The 16,276-nt window shown below is 53.8% G+C and carries 17 protein-coding genes; 9 read left to right on the forward strand and 8 right to left on the reverse strand.

Features of this window, described 5'->3' with window-relative positions; translation table 11 throughout:
• Positions 1-8: 8 nt before the first annotated feature.
• Positions 9-1,757, forward strand: a complete 1,749-nt coding sequence (gene dld / locus BFV64_RS15100) for a D-lactate dehydrogenase (RefSeq protein WP_045268777.1) — start codon at positions 9-11, stop codon at positions 1,755-1,757.
• 112 nt (positions 1,758-1,869) lie between these two features.
• Positions 1,870-2,424, forward strand: a complete 555-nt coding sequence (locus tag BFV64_RS15105; RefSeq protein ID WP_069602242.1) for a GNAT family N-acetyltransferase — start codon at positions 1,870-1,872, stop codon at positions 2,422-2,424.
• 93 nt (positions 2,425-2,517) lie between these two features.
• On the opposite strand, the gene pbpG is transcribed toward BFV64_RS15105, so the two are convergent.
• The gene (pbpG, locus tag BFV64_RS15110; protein WP_069602243.1) at positions 2,518-3,441 is read right to left on the reverse strand and encodes a D-alanyl-D-alanine endopeptidase; all 924 of its coding nucleotides are present in this window, start codon (positions 3,439-3,441) and stop codon (positions 2,518-2,520) included.
• A gap of 167 nt (positions 3,442-3,608) precedes the next feature.
• Positions 3,609-4,196, reverse strand: a complete 588-nt coding sequence (locus BFV64_RS15115; RefSeq protein WP_014884553.1) for a Yip1 family protein — start codon at positions 4,194-4,196, stop codon at positions 3,609-3,611.
• Between the two features lie 157 nt (positions 4,197-4,353).
• On the opposite strand from BFV64_RS15115, the gene BFV64_RS15120 reads away from it, so the two are divergent.
• Positions 4,354-4,926 (forward strand): DedA family protein, encoded by a 573-nt coding sequence (locus tag BFV64_RS15120; protein WP_023338535.1) that lies wholly within the window; start codon positions 4,354-4,356, stop codon positions 4,924-4,926.
• 60 nt (positions 4,927-4,986) lie between these two features.
• Here BFV64_RS15120 and BFV64_RS15125 read toward each other — a convergent pair whose 3' ends face one another.
• From BFV64_RS15125 to dusC, 3 genes are all read right to left on the reverse strand, one after another.
• Entirely contained in the window at positions 4,987-5,751 is a 765-nt protein-coding gene (locus tag BFV64_RS15125; RefSeq protein ID WP_072205419.1) for an SDR family oxidoreductase, read from the reverse strand.
• Positions 5,752-5,801: 50 nt separating this feature from the next.
• A complete protein-coding gene (gene mdtQ / locus BFV64_RS15130) occupies positions 5,802-7,220 on the reverse strand; it encodes a multidrug resistance outer membrane protein MdtQ (protein WP_069602244.1) in 1,419 nt (472 codons plus the stop codon).
• A 151-nt stretch (positions 7,221-7,371) separates the two neighbouring features.
• Positions 7,372-8,304: a tRNA dihydrouridine(16) synthase DusC gene (dusC, locus tag BFV64_RS15135; protein ID WP_063614555.1), complete on the reverse strand. Its 933-nt coding sequence runs from the start codon at positions 8,302-8,304 to the stop codon at positions 7,372-7,374.
• Positions 8,305-8,472: 168 nt separating this feature from the next.
• On the opposite strand from dusC, the gene BFV64_RS15140 reads away from it, so the two are divergent.
• The 6 genes from BFV64_RS15140 (at position 8,473) to BFV64_RS15165 (ending at position 12,433) form a co-directional block, all read left to right on the forward strand.
• Positions 8,473-8,868: a CidA/LrgA family protein gene (locus tag BFV64_RS15140; RefSeq protein ID WP_014884558.1), complete on the forward strand. Its 396-nt coding sequence runs from the start codon at positions 8,473-8,475 to the stop codon at positions 8,866-8,868.
• Positions 8,865-9,560: a CidB/LrgB family autolysis modulator gene (locus BFV64_RS15145; RefSeq protein ID WP_014884559.1), complete on the forward strand. Its 696-nt coding sequence runs from the start codon at positions 8,865-8,867 to the stop codon at positions 9,558-9,560. Before BFV64_RS15140 ends, BFV64_RS15145 begins: the two co-directional genes overlap by 4 nt.
• Positions 9,561-9,689: 129 nt before the next feature.
• Positions 9,690-10,574, forward strand: coding sequence for a cytidine deaminase (gene cdd / locus BFV64_RS15150; RefSeq protein ID WP_014884560.1), 885 nt, complete (start codon positions 9,690-9,692; stop codon positions 10,572-10,574).
• Between the two features lie 127 nt (positions 10,575-10,701).
• Positions 10,702-11,415, forward strand: a complete 714-nt coding sequence (gene sanA / locus BFV64_RS15155; protein ID WP_032636024.1) for an outer membrane permeability protein SanA — start codon at positions 10,702-10,704, stop codon at positions 11,413-11,415.
• Positions 11,416-11,711: 296 nt separating this feature from the next.
• Entirely contained in the window at positions 11,712-11,999 is a 288-nt protein-coding gene (locus BFV64_RS25485; protein WP_047625326.1) for a hypothetical protein, read from the forward strand.
• The gene (locus BFV64_RS15165) at positions 11,996-12,433 is read left to right on the forward strand and encodes a helix-turn-helix transcriptional regulator (RefSeq protein ID WP_045134301.1); all 438 of its coding nucleotides are present in this window, start codon (positions 11,996-11,998) and stop codon (positions 12,431-12,433) included. Before BFV64_RS25485 ends, BFV64_RS15165 begins: the two co-directional genes overlap by 4 nt.
• Positions 12,434-12,470: 37 nt before the next feature.
• Here the strand turns inward: BFV64_RS15165 and mglC are convergent, their stop codons facing one another.
• The 3 genes from mglC to mglB all read right to left on the reverse strand — a co-directional run bounded on the left by mglC (position 12,471) and on the right by mglB (position 16,095).
• Positions 12,471-13,481 (reverse strand): galactose/methyl galactoside ABC transporter permease MglC, encoded by a 1,011-nt coding sequence (gene mglC, locus BFV64_RS15170; RefSeq protein ID WP_013097952.1) that lies wholly within the window; start codon positions 13,479-13,481, stop codon positions 12,471-12,473.
• Positions 13,482-13,496: 15 nt separating this feature from the next.
• Complete coding sequence (mglA, locus tag BFV64_RS15175; RefSeq protein WP_014884563.1) at positions 13,497-15,017, reverse strand: galactose/methyl galactoside ABC transporter ATP-binding protein MglA; 1,521 nt, start codon at positions 15,015-15,017, stop codon at positions 13,497-13,499.
• A 79-nt stretch (positions 15,018-15,096) separates the two neighbouring features.
• The gene (mglB, locus tag BFV64_RS15180; RefSeq protein WP_014884564.1) at positions 15,097-16,095 is read right to left on the reverse strand and encodes a galactose/glucose ABC transporter substrate-binding protein MglB; all 999 of its coding nucleotides are present in this window, start codon (positions 16,093-16,095) and stop codon (positions 15,097-15,099) included.
• Positions 16,096-16,276 lie beyond the last annotated feature (181 nt).

The following is a 16,276-nucleotide window of genomic DNA, read 5'->3' on the forward strand; positions in this document are numbered from 1 at the left end:
AGTGGAAGATGTCTTCTGTTCGAACTGACGATAACAAAACATTCATTAACGAACTGTCGCGCCTGGTTGGCTCCTCTCACCTGCTTACCGACCCGGCTAAAACCGCCCGCTACCGTAAGGGTTTCCGCTCCGGTCAGGGCGAGGCGCTGGCGGTGGTCTTTCCGGGCACGCTGCTGGAACTGTGGCGCGTGCTGAGCGCCTGCGTTGCCGCCGACAAGATTATATTAATGCAGGCGGCCAACACCGGCCTGACCGAAGGTTCTACGCCGAACGGCAACGATTACGATCGTGACATCGTGATTATCAGCACTCTGCGCCTCGACAAGCTGCATCTGCTGGATAAAGGCGAGCAGGTACTCGCCTTCCCTGGTACCACTCTTTACTCGCTGGAAAAAGCGCTTAAGCCGCTGGGACGAGAACCGCATTCGGTGATCGGCTCCTCCTGCATTGGCGCCTCGGTCGTCGGTGGGATCTGCAATAACTCCGGCGGCTCGCTGGTGCAGCGCGGCCCGGCTTACACCGAGATGTCGCTGTTTGCCCGTATCAATGAAGACGGCAAGCTGACGCTGGTGAACCATCTGGGTATCGACCTGGGCGTCACGCCGGAACAGATCCTCAGCAAGCTCGACGACGATCGCGTGAAGGATGAAGACGTTCAGCACGATGGCCGCCACGCGCACGACCATGACTACATTACCCGCGTGCGCGATATTGAAGCCGATACGCCGGCGCGCTATAACGCCGACCCGGACCGTCTGTTTGAGTCCTCCGGCTGTGCGGGCAAGCTTGCCGTTTTCGCGGTGCGTCTCGACACCTTCCCGGCAGAGAAAAAGCAGCAGGTGTTTTATATCGGCACCAACCAGCCTGAAGTGTTAACCGAAATCCGTCGTCATATTCTGGGCGAATTCACCCACCTGCCGGTGGCGGGCGAATATATGCATCGGGACATTTACGACATTGCCGAGCGTTACGGCAAAGATACGTTCCTGATGATCGACAAGCTCGGCACCGACAAAATGCCGTTCTTCTTCACCATGAAGGGCCGCACCGATGCGATGCTGGAGAAAGTGTCGCTGTTCAAACCTCACTTCACCGACCGCTTTATGCAGAAGCTGGGCAACGTTTTCCCGGCGCATTTGCCGGAGCGAATGAAAACCTGGCGTGATAAGTACGAACATCATCTGCTGCTGAAAATGGCCGGGGACGGGATTGCCGAAGCGCAGGCCTGGCTGACCGACTTCTTCAAAACCGCCGAAGGGGATTTCTTCGCCTGTACCCCTGAAGAGGGCAGCAAAGCCTTCCTGCACCGTTTTGCCGCGGCGGGAGCCGCTATCCGTTACCAGGCAGTACACTCTGACGAGGTGGAAGATATCCTGGCGCTGGATATTGCCCTGCGCCGTAACGACACCGAGTGGTTTGAGCATTTGCCGCCGGAAATTGACAGCAAGCTGGTGCATAAGCTCTATTACGGCCATTTTATGTGCTATGTCTTCCATCAGGATTACATTGTCAAAAAAGGGGTTGATGCCCACGAACTGAAAGAGCAGATGCTCGCCCTTCTTCACGAGCGTGGCGCACAATATCCTGCGGAACACAACGTCGGGCATCTTTATAAAGCTCCTGACGCACTTAAGCAGTTTTATCGCGAGAATGACCCTACAAACAGCATGAACCCCGGCATTGGTAAAACAACGCGGAAGAAATACTGGAAAGAGAGCCCAGACGCGGAGCAGCACTTAACGCAAGCGTCTGATTAATTCCTACAGCCAAATTTGAGAGATTGTTTAGCACTTGTTAATCGTAATAGAGTAACGGTCTGTCGCCGGAGAAACGTTTCTCCGGCATGCGATTACGAGGAGCAGGCACATCATGTCGGCTATTGACGTTTTATCCGAAACCGAACTGGAAGTGCGCGATGCCCTTCCCGATGATGTGCATGCCATCACCGCAATTTATGCCTGGCATGTGCTTCACGGACGCGCGTCATTTGAAGAAGTCCCCCCGACTATCGACGAAATGCGCCAGCGTATGAAAAGCGTGGCTGAGAACGATTTACCGTGGCTCATCGCGCTGTATCGCGGCATCGTGGTGGGTTACTGCTATGCCAGTCCTTACCGACCGCGACACGCCTACCGCTATACCCTGGAAGAGTCGATTTACGTGGACGCCAGCACCACCGGCCGCGGTTTTGGCACGGCATTAATGGATGCGCTTATTGCACGCTGCGAACAAGGCCCGTGGCGGCAGATGATTGCCGTAGTGGGAGATGGCAATAACAACGCCGGTTCGTTGCGGCTGCATAAAAAGCATGGCTTCGAGATTGTCGGTCAGCTGCGCAGCGTGGGATACAAGAAAGGCGACTGGCGGGATACGGTGATTATGCAGCGCCCGCTCAACGACGGGGACTGGACGCTGCCGGAATAAAAGCAAAACGGTAACCTGGGTTACCGTTTTTAGTGTGTTCTCCCTCTCCCTGTGGGAGAGGGTTGGGGTGAGGGCATCAGCGAGCACAGGTACTTAATCGTTCTGCGCCGTCGCCATCTGCTCCGCTTTCTGCTTTTTATACGTCAACGCCGCGGCCGGTACAGGCTGCACCTTCCCGGTCTCAATCCAGGTCCGCAGGCGGCTCGCATCCGCAAAGTGAGTATATTTCCCGAAGGCATCCATCACCACCAGCGCCACCGGATTACCGTTAAACACGGTACGCATCACCAGACAGTGTCCTGCCGCGTTGGTGAATCCGGTTTTCGTTAGCTGAATGTTCCAGTTATCCCGGTAAACCAGATGGTTAGTGTTGCGGAACGGCAGCGTATAGGCCGGGCTGGCAAAGGTCGCCATCTCTTCACGGGTCGTGCTGAGCTGGCCAATCAGCGGATACTGCTTGCTGGCAATCAGCAGTTTCGTCAGATCGCGGGCCGTCGAGACGTTGTTAATCGACAGACCCGTCGGTTCAACATAGTGCGTATTGTTCATCCCCAGCGCTTTGGCTTTGGCGTTCATCGCGCGAATAAACGCGTCGTAACCGCCAGGATAGTGGTGTGCCAGGCTCGCGGCCGCACGGTTTTCGGATGACATCAGCGCCAGCAGCAGCATGTTTTTACGGCTGATTTCGCTGTTCAGGCGCACGCGAGAGTAGATCCCTTTCATCTCTGACGTGTGGCTGATATCCACTTTCAGTTTTTCGTCCAGCGGCAGATGGGCATCAAGCACCACCATCGCGGTCATTAATTTGGTTATTGAAGCGATCGGGCGCACCAGGTCCGGATGGCTGGCGTAAATCACCTTATTGGTGTTGAGGTCGACAATCATCGCGCTGCCGGATGCAATTTGCGGCTGGGCAGCAGCAGTGGTCACCGCGGGCGTTTTAGCGACGGCTGGCACAGCAGCGGACGCCCCCAGCAACAGCGCCAGGCTAAGTAAAGAGACTCGGAATTTCAGCATGGTGAGACTTCTGATAATTATTCACGCACGTAATGACGTACACCGCCTGCGTCGACGGATAAACGCAGGCTGGCTTCGGCATCATAGCCGTCACAGTGCTTTGTCGCCAGCGGATAATCGTGAACAGATGCTGCATTGCTGGCATTTACGCCAGCAATGCAGTGAGCTTAGAAGAGACGGTATCCATAACCCCAAAGAATAACCGTCAGTGCCAGTAACGCCTCCAGCACCAGCACACCGATAGCCAGTGTTGAGCTGGAGAAGCTCAGCCCCTCTTCTTTGTTGATATTCAGGAAGGTTGGAACCCCCAGATACAGCAGATAACCTGTGTAACAGAGAGCAATCGTACCGATCAGTGCGCACAACCAGACCAGTGGATACAGTGCAACAATACCGCTTAAGAACAGCGGGGTCGCGACGTATCCAGCGAAGACCATACAGCGCGCCAGCGATGGACGTTGCGGATAGTTACGTGCCATCCAGTGAATGACACGCCCCATGACCGCCACGCCCGCCAGCATCAGGCCATAAAAGAGAATGGCAAGATAAAGCCCGGTAAACCAGGAAAGCTGAACCACGGTGCCGTCACCGAAATTCCAGCCGATTTGTGTTGTGCCAATAAACGCGCATATTACCGGCACCGCGGCCATCAGCAGCACATGGTGGGTGTAATGATGCGAGACCGTTTCGTTCTCACTTTTGATGACATGCATTTCACGATCGGGATGGGAGAAAAGTCCCCAGACATGGTTCATAGCGCCCCCTTGTTGTCGGCCCGTCAGCGATACCTTAAGTATAATGCAGGCTTTAGATTATTTTATGTACAGTGGGAAATTTCCGTTGATTTCCCCGCTGTTGATTCATGGGGTATATGATTAAACGAGGTACGCTGAGGGAGATAACATTTACGTAATGGATATTAACGCACTCATTGAACAATATGGCTATGCCGCGCTGGTCATTGGTAGCGTGGCAGAAGGTGAAACCATCACGCTTTTAGGCGGCGTCGCCGCGCATCAGGGCTTACTGAAATTTCCGCTGGTCGTCGCTGCGGTCGCGCTGGGCGGCATGATTGGCGATCAGCTACTCTACTTTCTGGGTCTGCGCTTTGGTCCGACGCTTCTCAAGCGTTTCGCTAAACACAAAAAGAAAATTAACCGCGCGCAGCGCCTGATCCAGCGCCACCCTTACCTGTTCGTTATAGGCACCCGTTTTATGTACGGCTTCAGGATAATCGGGCCGATACTGATTGGCGCCAGCCGTCTGCCGCCGAAAATTTTCCTGCCGCTGAATATTCTTGGCGCCATTGCCTGGGCGCTAATCTTTACGACGCTCGGTTACGTGGGAGGCGAGGTGATAGGTCCGTGGCTGCATAATCTCGACCAGCATCTGAAGCACTGGGCATGGTTGCTTGTCGTGGTTGTGGCGGTGATTGGCGTCAGGCTGTGGCTGAAACATCGGGAAAAGGCGCGGGATGAGGCGTAGCCGGATGCGGCCTGATGCCCTGCCCCTCACCCTCTCCCACAGGGAGAGGGCAAAAAGTAGCTATCCCTCCGGCTTAAACTGCGGATTCGCCAGCATAAAACCCCCGTCAACGATAAACGATTGCCCGGTGGTATAGCTGGCGTCGCTGTCGCACAGCCACGCCACCAGGCTGGCGATTTCTCTCGTATGCCCGGGGCGCGCCAGCGGGATTTCCGGCATTGAGCCTTCTTTCACTTCGCAGTCGTCCATATCGTTCATGGGTGTGGCAATGGCACCCGGCGCGACGGCGTTCACCAGAATGTTGTGCTTAACCAGTTCTATCGCCATGGATTTGGTCAGGCCGCCGAGCGCATGTTTCGCAGCGGTGTAGGCGCTGGCCTCCGGCAGCGGCGTGTGCTCATGCACCGAGGTAATGTTGACAATTCGCCCTCCTTCCCCCTGCTTCACCATCTGCCGCGCCGCAATCTGCGAACAGAGAAACGCACCGTCCACGTCGACGGTGAAGATGTTCCGCCAGTCGTCAAACGGCATCTCCAGGAAGGGCGCTTTGGTCATCGCCCCGGCATTGTTAACCAGCACGTCCAGCCGACCGAAACGCGCAATCAGCACGTCAATGGCTTCAGCACCTTCCGGGAGCGTGCTTAAATCGAGATGGACAGCCTCTGCTCGCTGCCCCTTCGCTTCCACTTCACGGCAGGTTTCCAGCGCACCTTTTTCATCAGAATGCCAGGTAATGCCAATATCAAACCCGCGCTCTGCCAGCATCAGGGCCGTGGTTTTACCAATCCCGGAATCCGATGCGGTAACAATCGCTACTCTGGTCATACTCACCTCCTGAAAAACAGCAAAGAGATAAGTATAGATAACGCATCTTTTTAGCCGTGATGATAGCCGCCCCCCAGCGCCGACGTTAGTTGCAGCGTGCCGTCGATATACTGTCCTTTCAGCATGACCGTCTCAAGGTGTTCTTTAAGCGCCGGGATTCTGGCTTCGCTGACCCGCGACCCCGCAAGGATACCTGCCCTAAAACGAGCCTGCGCCAGCGCCACTACACGTGCCGCGTCTTTTTCGACCTGCTGCTGGTGACGGTTTTTTGCCGTCAGGGTTTCGACTTCGCTGGCCGTACGCGCCACCTGATTCACCGCCTCCACCACCGCTTTGTTGTAGTTCGCGACAGAGAGGTTATTCTGCGCCTGGGCACTATCCAGATTGGCGTTCAGCCTGCCGCTGTCGAAAATCGGCAGGGTCAAACCGGCGGTCACGCCCATCTGCTGAGCGGAAGAGCGGAACAGATCGCTGAGGTGCAGGGCATCCTGCTGTAAGAAGGCCATCAGATTCACGTCAGGATAGAATGCTGCTCTGGCGGCCTCCACCTCGCTCAGGGAGGCTTCTATATACCAGTGCGCCTCCTGAAGATCCGGGCGGCGCGCCAGCAGTTCATATCCCAGCGTTGAAGGGAGCGAGGCTTCTGTCGCAGGCAACGCATGGCGCGTAAGGGCTATGGCCGATGTACCGGTCAACGCAGTCAGTCGCGCCTCAATGGCCTTCATTTTGCCCTTCACGTCCGCTAACTGTTCATCCGTTTTGCTGGCATAAATATCGGTTTCGACGCCCTCCACCGAGGAGGTAATACCGTGCTGATACAGTTCGCGATCGGCATCGATAATATTTTTCTGCTCCTGCTTAATTTGGGAAAGGACATCTCCGGCAGCAGCCTGGGTCTGCCACGCCCAGTAAAGGCGCGCAACGCTGCTGGCAAGCAGCTGGCGAGTCTGCTCCAGCCCCGCTTTTTGCGCATTCACTTTACCGATACGCGCGGCAATCCGGGCGCGATTTTTCCCCCACAGATCCAGATCCCACCCCGCCGTGAGGCCAAAAGTGCCATTGGTGTACCATGGGCCGGTCGTTCCCGCCGCCGGATCGGTCAGCGCGAACGGGCCCATCAGGCCTTCTGCCGACATTTTCTGCCGTTCAACATCCGCAGAAAAATCCAGTTGTGGGCCATCGGCAGCAATAGCGGCCTTCGCCTGTGCTTCCGCGAGCGTAATACGTTGCCGGGCAATTTGCATATCCGGGGCATCCGCTATCGCTTTCGCAATAAGCGCATTCAGCTGCGGGTCGTTATACTCTTTCCACCATTCGTTTTTCGGCCAGTCCGCATGGTTAAGTCGGGTATTTACAGATGCAGCTGTCGCCTGCGTTTTTATTGGCGCTACCGTGGAATGTTCCGGTGCGCACGCAGCCAGCATAAAAACAAGGGGAGCACTCAGAGATAAAATAGGAAAACGTTTCATTACGCCATGCACTCAAAAAATAAAGGCGCAACTTACGCTTGATGACTTTTCGTTTTTTAGTAACGCGTGGCAATCCGCAAATTGTTATACATTTACATAATCAGCAAAATATTCACATAGTGAATTATTTAAATCTAAATATTACCGCTGGTTATTTTGACTGAATGACCCGCGCAATTTCAGCCGACGTCTGGAGCGTGCGGATCGCCTGAAATAACCCCAGCGCTTCGCTGTATTCTTTACGTAAATAGCTCAGCCACTGCTTGATGCGCGCGACGTGATACAAACCGGTATCACCCTGCTTTTCCAGACGGCTGTATTTTTGCAGCAGCGTCACCACGTCAGCCCATGGCATACGCGGTTCGTTATATTTCACGACGCGACTGAGGTTGGGCACGTTCAGCGCACCGCGGCCAATCATCACCGCATTGCAGCCCGTCTCTTTCAGGCATGCCTGCGCGCTTTCGTAATCCCAGATTTCGCCGTTAGCGATCACCGGAATAGTGAGCCGTTTGCGGATCTCGCCAATCGCCTGCCAGTTAATCCGCTCAGCTTTATAACCATCTTCCTTGGTGCGGCCATGCACCACCAGCTCGGTGGCCCCAGCCTGCTGCACCGCATCGGCAATTTCAAACTGCTTATCTCCGCTGTCCCAGCCCAGACGAACTTTCACGGTGACCGGCAGATGCGAGGGTACCGCCTCGCGCATGGCTTTTGCGCCGCGATAAATCAGCTCAGGATCCTTGAGTAGCGTTGCCCCGCCGCCGCTGCCGTTGACCAGCTTTGACGGACAGCCGCAGTTGAGATCGACGCCATAAGAACCCAGCGACACGGCCCTGGCTGCGTTTTCCGCCAGCCATTCAGGATACTGGCCTAACAGCTGGATCCGCACCAGCGTACCGGAAGGCGTCCGGCTCTGGCGGTGCAGTTCAGGACAGAGACGGTAGAATGACTTTTCTGGCAGCAACATATCGACCACGCGCAAAAACTCCGTCACGCAGAGATCGTAATCGTTCACCTCGGTAAGCAGCTCGCGCACAAGTGAGTCGAGCACGCCTTCCATCGGGGCCAGTAAAACACGCATTCTGAGTACCTGTGAAAAAAGACGCGCTATAGTAGCTGCTCTGTATGTATGTGGAAAGCCCGGCGTTCCATTCCGGAATGTCTGGTATGCTCAAAATTCATGATGTGATCCGTGGCACATTTTCAGGTTTAATTGTATGATGAATGCGTTTCATCAAGGACTATCACCATGAGCAAATCATTGAACATTATCTGGCAATATCTGCGCGCATTCGTCCTGATTTACGCCTGCCTGTATGCCGGGATTTTTATCGCGTCGCTGCTGCCTATCACCATTCCTGGCAGCATTATCGGCATGCTGATCCTCTTTGTTTTACTGGCGCTGCAAATTCTGCCCGCAAAGTGGGTTAACCCCGGCTGTTTCGTCCTCATCCGCTATATGGCGCTGCTTTTCGTGCCCATCGGCGTCGGGGTCATGCAGTATTTTGATTTGCTCAAAGCCCAGTTCGGCCCGATTGTGGTCTCCTGCGCGGTTAGCACGCTGGTGGTTTTCCTTGTCGTGAGCTGGAGTTCACATCTGGTACATGGCGAACGTAACGTCATCGGGGAGAAAACAAAAAAATGATGGCTAATATCTGGTGGTCTCTGCCGTTAACCCTGCTGGTCTTCTTCGCCGCGCGTAAACTTGCCGCACGCTTCAAAATGCCGCTGCTCAACCCCCTGCTGGTGGCGATGGTGGTAATTATTCCTTTCCTGCTGCTCACCGGCATCCCTTACGAACGTTACTTTGCCGGCAGCAAAATTTTAAACGACCTGTTGCAGCCCGCCGTTGTGGCCCTCGCCTTTCCTTTATATGAGCAGCTGCACCAGATCCGCGCCCGCTGGAAATCCATCATTACGATCTGTTTTGTGGGCAGCCTGGTGGCGATGATCACCGGCACGTCGGTGGCGCTATTGATGGGCGCTTCGCCACAAATTGCGGCCTCTATTCTGCCTAAATCGGTGACCACACCTATCGCAATGGCGGTAGGCGGCAGCCTCGGCGGGATCCCGGCCATCAGCGCGATGTGCGTCATTTTCGTCGGTATTCTCGGCGCGGTGTTTGGTCACACCCTCCTGAACGCGATGCGGATCCATACTAAAGCGGCGCGGGGATTGTCGATGGGTACCGCCTCGCACGCCCTGGGTACCGCCCGCTGCGCGGAGCTGGACTATCAGGAAGGGGCTTTTAGCTCCCTGGCGCTGGTGATCTGCGGGATTATCACCTCCCTGCTCGCCCCGTTCATTTTCCCGTTGATTCTGGCGGTGATGGGCTAAAATTTGCGATGCGTCGCGCAAATTTCATTTTGATTTCATAAGTTGCATACATAATGAGAAGTGGATCACATATAAAGCCCCAGCGGCTCCGTAAACTACCGATCCATTAACCTTTATGAGGCAAACGCCATGCACCCACGTTTTCAAGCTGCCTTCGCTCAGCTTGCAGAGAATTTGCAATCAGCCCTTGCTCCCGTCCTGGCAGATGCACATTTCCCCGCCCTGCTGACGGCAGAGCAGGTCACCATGCTGAAACAAGCAGCGGGACTGGATGAAGACGCGCTGGCTTTCGCACTGCTGCCCCTGGCTGCCGCCTGCGCGCGTGCCGATCTCTCCCACTTCAACGTCGGCGCTATTGCGCGCGGCGTCAGCGGAACCTGGTACTTCGGTGGAAACATGGAGTTCCTGGGCGCAACCATGCAGCAAACCGTTCATGCGGAGCAAAGCGCCATCAGCCACGCCTGGTTGCGCGGTGAAAAGGCCCTGAGCGCCATCACCGTGAACTACACGCCGTGCGGCCACTGCCGTCAGTTTATGAACGAGCTGAACAGCGGGCTGCAACTGCGCATCAACCTGCCGGGACGTGCGCCACACACGCTGGGCGATTACCTGCCGGATGCCTTCGGCCCGAAAGATCTGGACATTAAAACGCTGCTGATGGACGAGCAGGATCATGGTTTCGCCCTGTCCGGCGATGACCTGAGCGAAGCGGCCATTCGTGCGGCTAACAAGAGCCACACTCCGTACAGTAACGCCCCAAGCGGCGTGGCGCTGCAGTGCCGCGATGGCCGTATCTTCACCGGCAGCTATGCGGAAAACGCCGCGTTTAACCCAACGCTGCCGCCGCTGCAGGGTGCGCTCAACCTGCTGAGCCTGAACGGCTACGACTACCCCGACATTCAGCGCGCAATTCTGGCCGAAAAGGCCGATGCGCCACTGATTCAGTGGGATGCTACCGCTGCGACGCTCAAGGCGTTAGGCTGCACGACGATCGACCGCGTACTGCTGGCATAAATCCTTCCGGCGGACTGAAATGTCCGCCACATTGCTGAAAAACCCCTCAGTTGAGTCGCTGTTTCTTGCGCTAACCAGACGGGTAAAGTAGCCTGAGTGAACTTTCATCCACGAACGAGCCATCTCCATGTTAAAGCGCGTTTTTTACAGCCTGTCTGTCCTGGTCGGCATACTGCTGTTGATCGTGCTGGGTCTCGACCGCTGGATGAGCTGGAAAACCGCCCCTTACATCTTTGATGACCTGCAGGACCTGCCCTATCGCCAGGTGGGCGTGGTGCTCGGCACCGCCAAGTATTACCGCACCGGGGTGATCAACCAGTATTATCGTTACCGAATTCAGGGCGCGCTGAACGCTTACAACAGCGGCAAGGTGAACTATCTGCTGTTAAGCGGTGATAACGCGCTGCAAAGCTATAACGAACCGGTGACGATGCGTAAGGACCTGATTGCCGCAGGCGTGGATCCTGCCGACATCGTGCTCGACTACGCAGGCTTCCGCACCCTCGACTCCATCGTGCGCACCCGCAAAGTGTTCGACACCAACGACTTCATCATCATCACCCAGCGTTTCCACTGCGAGCGCGCGCTCTTTATTGCGCTGCATATGGGTATTCAGGCGCAGTGCTACGCGGTGCCGTCGCCTAAAGATATGCTGAGCGTGCGCGTGCGCGAATTTGGCGCGCGTTTTGGCGCATTGGCGGACCTCTACATTTTCAAACGTGAACCGCGCTTTTTAGGCCCGCTGGTGCCGATTCCGGCGATGCATGAAGTACCGGAAGACGCGCAGGGTTACCCGGCTGTGACACCGGAGCAACTGCTTGATCTGCAGAAGAAAAAATAAATTTGCACAATGAGTAATATATTACTCATTAACCTCTCAAAAAATGGATAATGTGAGATATAAGTGGCATTACTTGCCTTAATCACCCCGTATCACTTTTTTTAATGACCACGGAAATCCAGGCTGGCTGCGATTCATCGACGATATCATTCCCGCCGGCGCCAGTCGTCGCTACTGGATAAATGCGCTTGGTATCAGTGAATTACCACTCAGCCAGCAAAATTTTTTATTGCTAAAATTTGGCACAATGTCCCCTGTTGGGAATTTACGCATTAAAGAATCCGTACCGGAATGGAATGAATTCGCAAGCGCTAAAACGTTTACGGTTACGGACGTCATCGAGCGGGCAGCCGACTTTCTGGATTATGCCCAGGAAAGAGGCGCCGCGGCAGGTGGCGCAACCGGAGCTGGCGGAGTGGATTCCCCCTTCGACGTTGCTTAACGCCCTGCATGAGACAGCCGTTCAACTCGTCGACCTACCGGAAAGATTGGCGGCGCGCGGTGTTCCAAAACAGATACTGGAAATGCCTGCAATCGGTTTTCGCTTTATTCCAGACAAACTTTCCCGCTGGGGCTTATTATGAAAACACCCGATAAGACAGAGTCAGAGTTTCTGCAAACATTAGCCCGTATACGCAGCGCAAATGGAAGGAGACATCATGACGACGCAGAGGATCCTGACAAGTTAACGCAGGTAAACAGGCAACGCGTTTCACCAGGCTTAACACGCGTCGATACACGCGATCGTCAGGATCTCTTGCACGCAGCCATTCGGGACATATTGTTGGGTAAAATCACGCAAGGAGAAGCACTGAGGAAACTCAGGGTCGAGGTGTTGGGGCTAAAACAGGATGAATATGCAAAATTAGTTAGCGTATCCCGAAAAACATTGTCAGATGTAGAAAATAACAGAGGCAACTATTCCGCTGACATCATTAACAAAATCTTTAAACCCTTCGGGCTTCAAACCGGGCTGGTGCCCATTTCAAAATCGCTGATAGCCTCACTTTTCTCATAAAAAAACCCGCATCGCTGCGGGTTTTTCATTGTTGAGCTTATTTCTTACGTGCGTACTTCAGTGAATCCAGCGCAACAGCGAAGATAATAATCGCGCCTTTAATGATGTACTGCCAGTACGGGTTCACGCCGATGTAGGTCAGGCCGTAGTTGATCACGGTGAAGATGATCACACCGGTGACCACACCGAGTACGGTACCCACGCCGCCGCTGAAGGAGACGCCGCCGACCACACAGGCTGCAATCGCATCCAGTTCGTACATAAAGCCGAGGTTGTTGGTTGCAGAACCGATACGACCCGCTTCCAGCATCCCACCGAAGGCGTAGAACACCCCGGACAGGGCATAGATCATCAGCAGGTTCAGGGCCACGTTGACGCCGGAAACTTTCGCCGCTTCCGGGTTACCGCCGATAGCAAAGATGTTTTTACCAAAGCGCGTTTTGTTCCACAGGATCCAGACGAACGCCACCGCGATCAGCGCATAGAAGGTGATATACGACAGGCGGAAACTGCCCAGCGCGATAAACCCTTGCGTAAAGGTTGAGAAGCCGCTGTCAAAGCCCGAGATAGGAGACGCGCCCACGAAGTCGTAGTAGAGGGAGTTGATACCGTAAACGATGATCATCGTACCCAGCGTGGTGATAAATGGCGTCACGTTCAGGTAAGCGATGATGATACCGTTGATCAGGCCAATCACCGCGCCGATGGCGCAGACAATCAGGATCACCACGAAAATCGGCATGGTCGCCATTTCCGGGAAGACCTTGTTGGCGTTTTCCATCGACTGCAGCAGGGTGGCCGCAATAACCGCCGCCAGGCCGACCTGACGACCGGCAGAAAGGTCAGTACCCTGGGTGACGATAAGGCCCGCCACGCCCAGCGCAATGATAATACGCACGGAAGACTGGGTCAGAATGTTACTCAGGTTCAGCAGACTTAAGAACGTAGGGTCCTGAAAAATGATAATGGCCAGCAGGACTAAAAGAACAACGTAAATTCCGCCTTCTTTCAGGTAAGTGAGAAAACTTTTTTTATTTAACGCACTCATGAGGAGCCCCTGATCTTAAAGGTGCAAAGACGCAAGACGCAAAATTTCGTTTTGCGTTGTCGTTTTGGTGTCAACAATACCGGCAACGAGACCATTGCTCATAACCAGAATACGGTCTGTGATCCCTAACAGTTCCGGCATTTCGGAAGAAATAATAATGATCCCTTTATTCTTTTTCGCCAGCTCGGCAATCAGCTGATAAATTTCAAACTTCGCGCCGACGTCAATGCCACGGGTAGGTTCATCCAGCATCAGAATTTCTGGCTGGGTTAATAACCAACGTCCGATAATGACTTTTTGCTGGTTACCCCCCGAAAGCGAACCAATTTGCGTGCGGTGGCCAGGCGTTTTCACGCGCATGGAGTCAATCACCCACTGGGTATCGCTCTTCATGCGGGAGTTATCCAGCAGTCCGACTTTATTTTTGTAATTACGAATATTAGAAATTAACGAGTTAAAGTTAATATCCAGATAAGCATAAATACCCGTCGAACGACGTTCTTCCGTTACCAGCGCAAAACCGTTATTAATGGCTTCGTTGGCATTGTGGTTGTTAATTTTCTTTCCGTGCAGCGTAATGGTGCCCTGGGCCTTCTCACGGATACCAAACAAGGTTTCCACAATGTCGGTACGCTTTGCCCCCACCAGACCGGCAATCCCCAGGATTTCGCCTTTGTGCAGGTCGAAGGAGACATCGCGGATGGACGGCTGACGCAGCGAGGTGAGATTGCGCACTTCAAGAATCACTTCACCCGGCTTGTTCTCTTTGTCCGGGAAGCGCTGGTTAAGGGAGCGGCCAACCATCATGGCGATGATCTTGTCCATATCCAGCCCTTCCAGCGGCTGCGTGGCAATCCACTGGCCGTCGCGCAGGATGGTAATCTCATCGCACAGCTGGAAGATCTCTTCCATTTTGTGAGAGATGTAGACAATGCCGCAGCCGCGTTCTTTCAGCTTACGAATAATGGTAAAAAGGTGATTAACCTCTTTTTCCGTTAATGACGATGTCGGTTCGTCCATGATGACGATTTTCGCATCATAGGAGAACGCTTTGGCAATTTCGATCATCTGCATTTGTGAGACGGATAAGGTTCCCACGCGAGCGCGCGGATCGATATCAATATCCAGCTCATCAAAAATCGCTTTGGTGTCACGATACATTTTGTCCTGATCGACAAAGACACCTTTGGTTGGATAACGCCCCAACCACATGTTATCCATAACGGAACGTTGCAGTACCAGGTTTAATTCCTGGTGAACCATCGAGATACCGTTTTCCAGTGCTTCTTTCGCTGAATGGAAATCGATCTCTTTCCCCTGAAAAAGAATGCTGCCAGAATCTTTTTGATAGATCCCAAAAAGACATTTTAATAATGTTGATTTACCCGCACCGTTCTCCCCCATTAATGCATGAATAGAGTGAGGACGGACTTTTAAATTAACATTATCGAGTGCCTTAACACCGGGAAATGACTTGTTAATACCGTTCATTTCCAACAAGTATTCACCGGTTGACTGAGTAGTTGTGCTGACCATAATTATACCTTGTTGGCCTCGCATATCGCGTTATAAAAGGGCGCAACGAATTGCGCCCAGTGGAGACAGGTTAACTCACTTATTTACCGATAAACTCAGCCAGGTTGGACTGGTCTACGCCCACGTAAGGTACGCGAACGATTTTGTTGTCAATTTTCCAGCTGGTGCCATCTGCCGCGCCTTTACCGTCAGCGAGGTTTTTCGCCAGATCGAAGGTGGCTTTCGCCTGGTTATTGGCATCGTTCAGAACGGTACCGGCCATCGCGCCAGATTTAACCAGCGCCAGCGCTTCTGGCAGGGCATCCACACCGAATACCGGAATGGACGATTTATTGTGGGCTTTCAGCGCTTCTACCGCACCCATTGCCATCGCATCGTTGTTGGCAATAACCACTTCGATTTTGTTCGCGTTAGGGCCGGACAGCCAGGCATCCATCTTATCTTTCGCCTGGGCGGTATCCCACATCGCGGTATCTAATGCCAGCTGCTGGGTTTTCAGGCCCTTATCATTCAGCTCTTTGATAACGTAAGTCGTACGCGCTTCAGCATCCGGGTGACCAGGTTCGCCTTTCAGCAGAACGAACTGGATCTGACCGTCTTTGTTCAGGTCCCAGTTCGGGTTCGCTGCCCAGTGTTTCGCGATCAGATCGCCCTGAATAATGCCGGACTCTTTGGAGTCAGTACCGACGTAATACGCTTTGTCATAGCTATCCAGCGCTTTACGGGAAGGTTCTTTGTTGAAGAAGACGATTGGCACATTCTGGCCGCGCGCTTTTTCAATTACCGTGCCTGCTGCAGCCGGGTCAACCAGGTTGATCGCCAGGGCTTTCACGCCTTTCGCCAGAAGAACGTCGATCTGGTCGTTCTGTTTGGACTGGTCATTCTGGGAGTCATTCATCAGCAGCTGTACGTCTGGCGCTGCTTTCGCATCTTTCTCGATAGCTTTACGTACAACAGACATGAAGTTGTCGTCGTATTTATAAATCGTCACACCAATACGGGTATCTGCAGCGTGCGCTGCTGCACCAAAAAGCATGCTTGCCATTACAGCAGACAGGGTCAACACCTTCTTATTCATGGTATCTCCGGTTTTTTTTATGCAGGGTAGTTCTGGTGAATAACGAGCGGCAGGCAGATGTTAATAAAACGTTACTGACAGCCGACGTTCACTTATAAAATTTCTCTCTTCCGTGGTCGGTAACGCTCCAGAAATGCGTTTTATTCGTTGTTTGCGGCACATTGGCTACTGTTAAAGTGAA

The sequence above is a fragment of the Enterobacter kobei genome, assembly GCF_001729765.1.
GTDB classification, from domain to species: domain Bacteria; phylum Pseudomonadota; class Gammaproteobacteria; order Enterobacterales; family Enterobacteriaceae; genus Enterobacter; species Enterobacter kobei.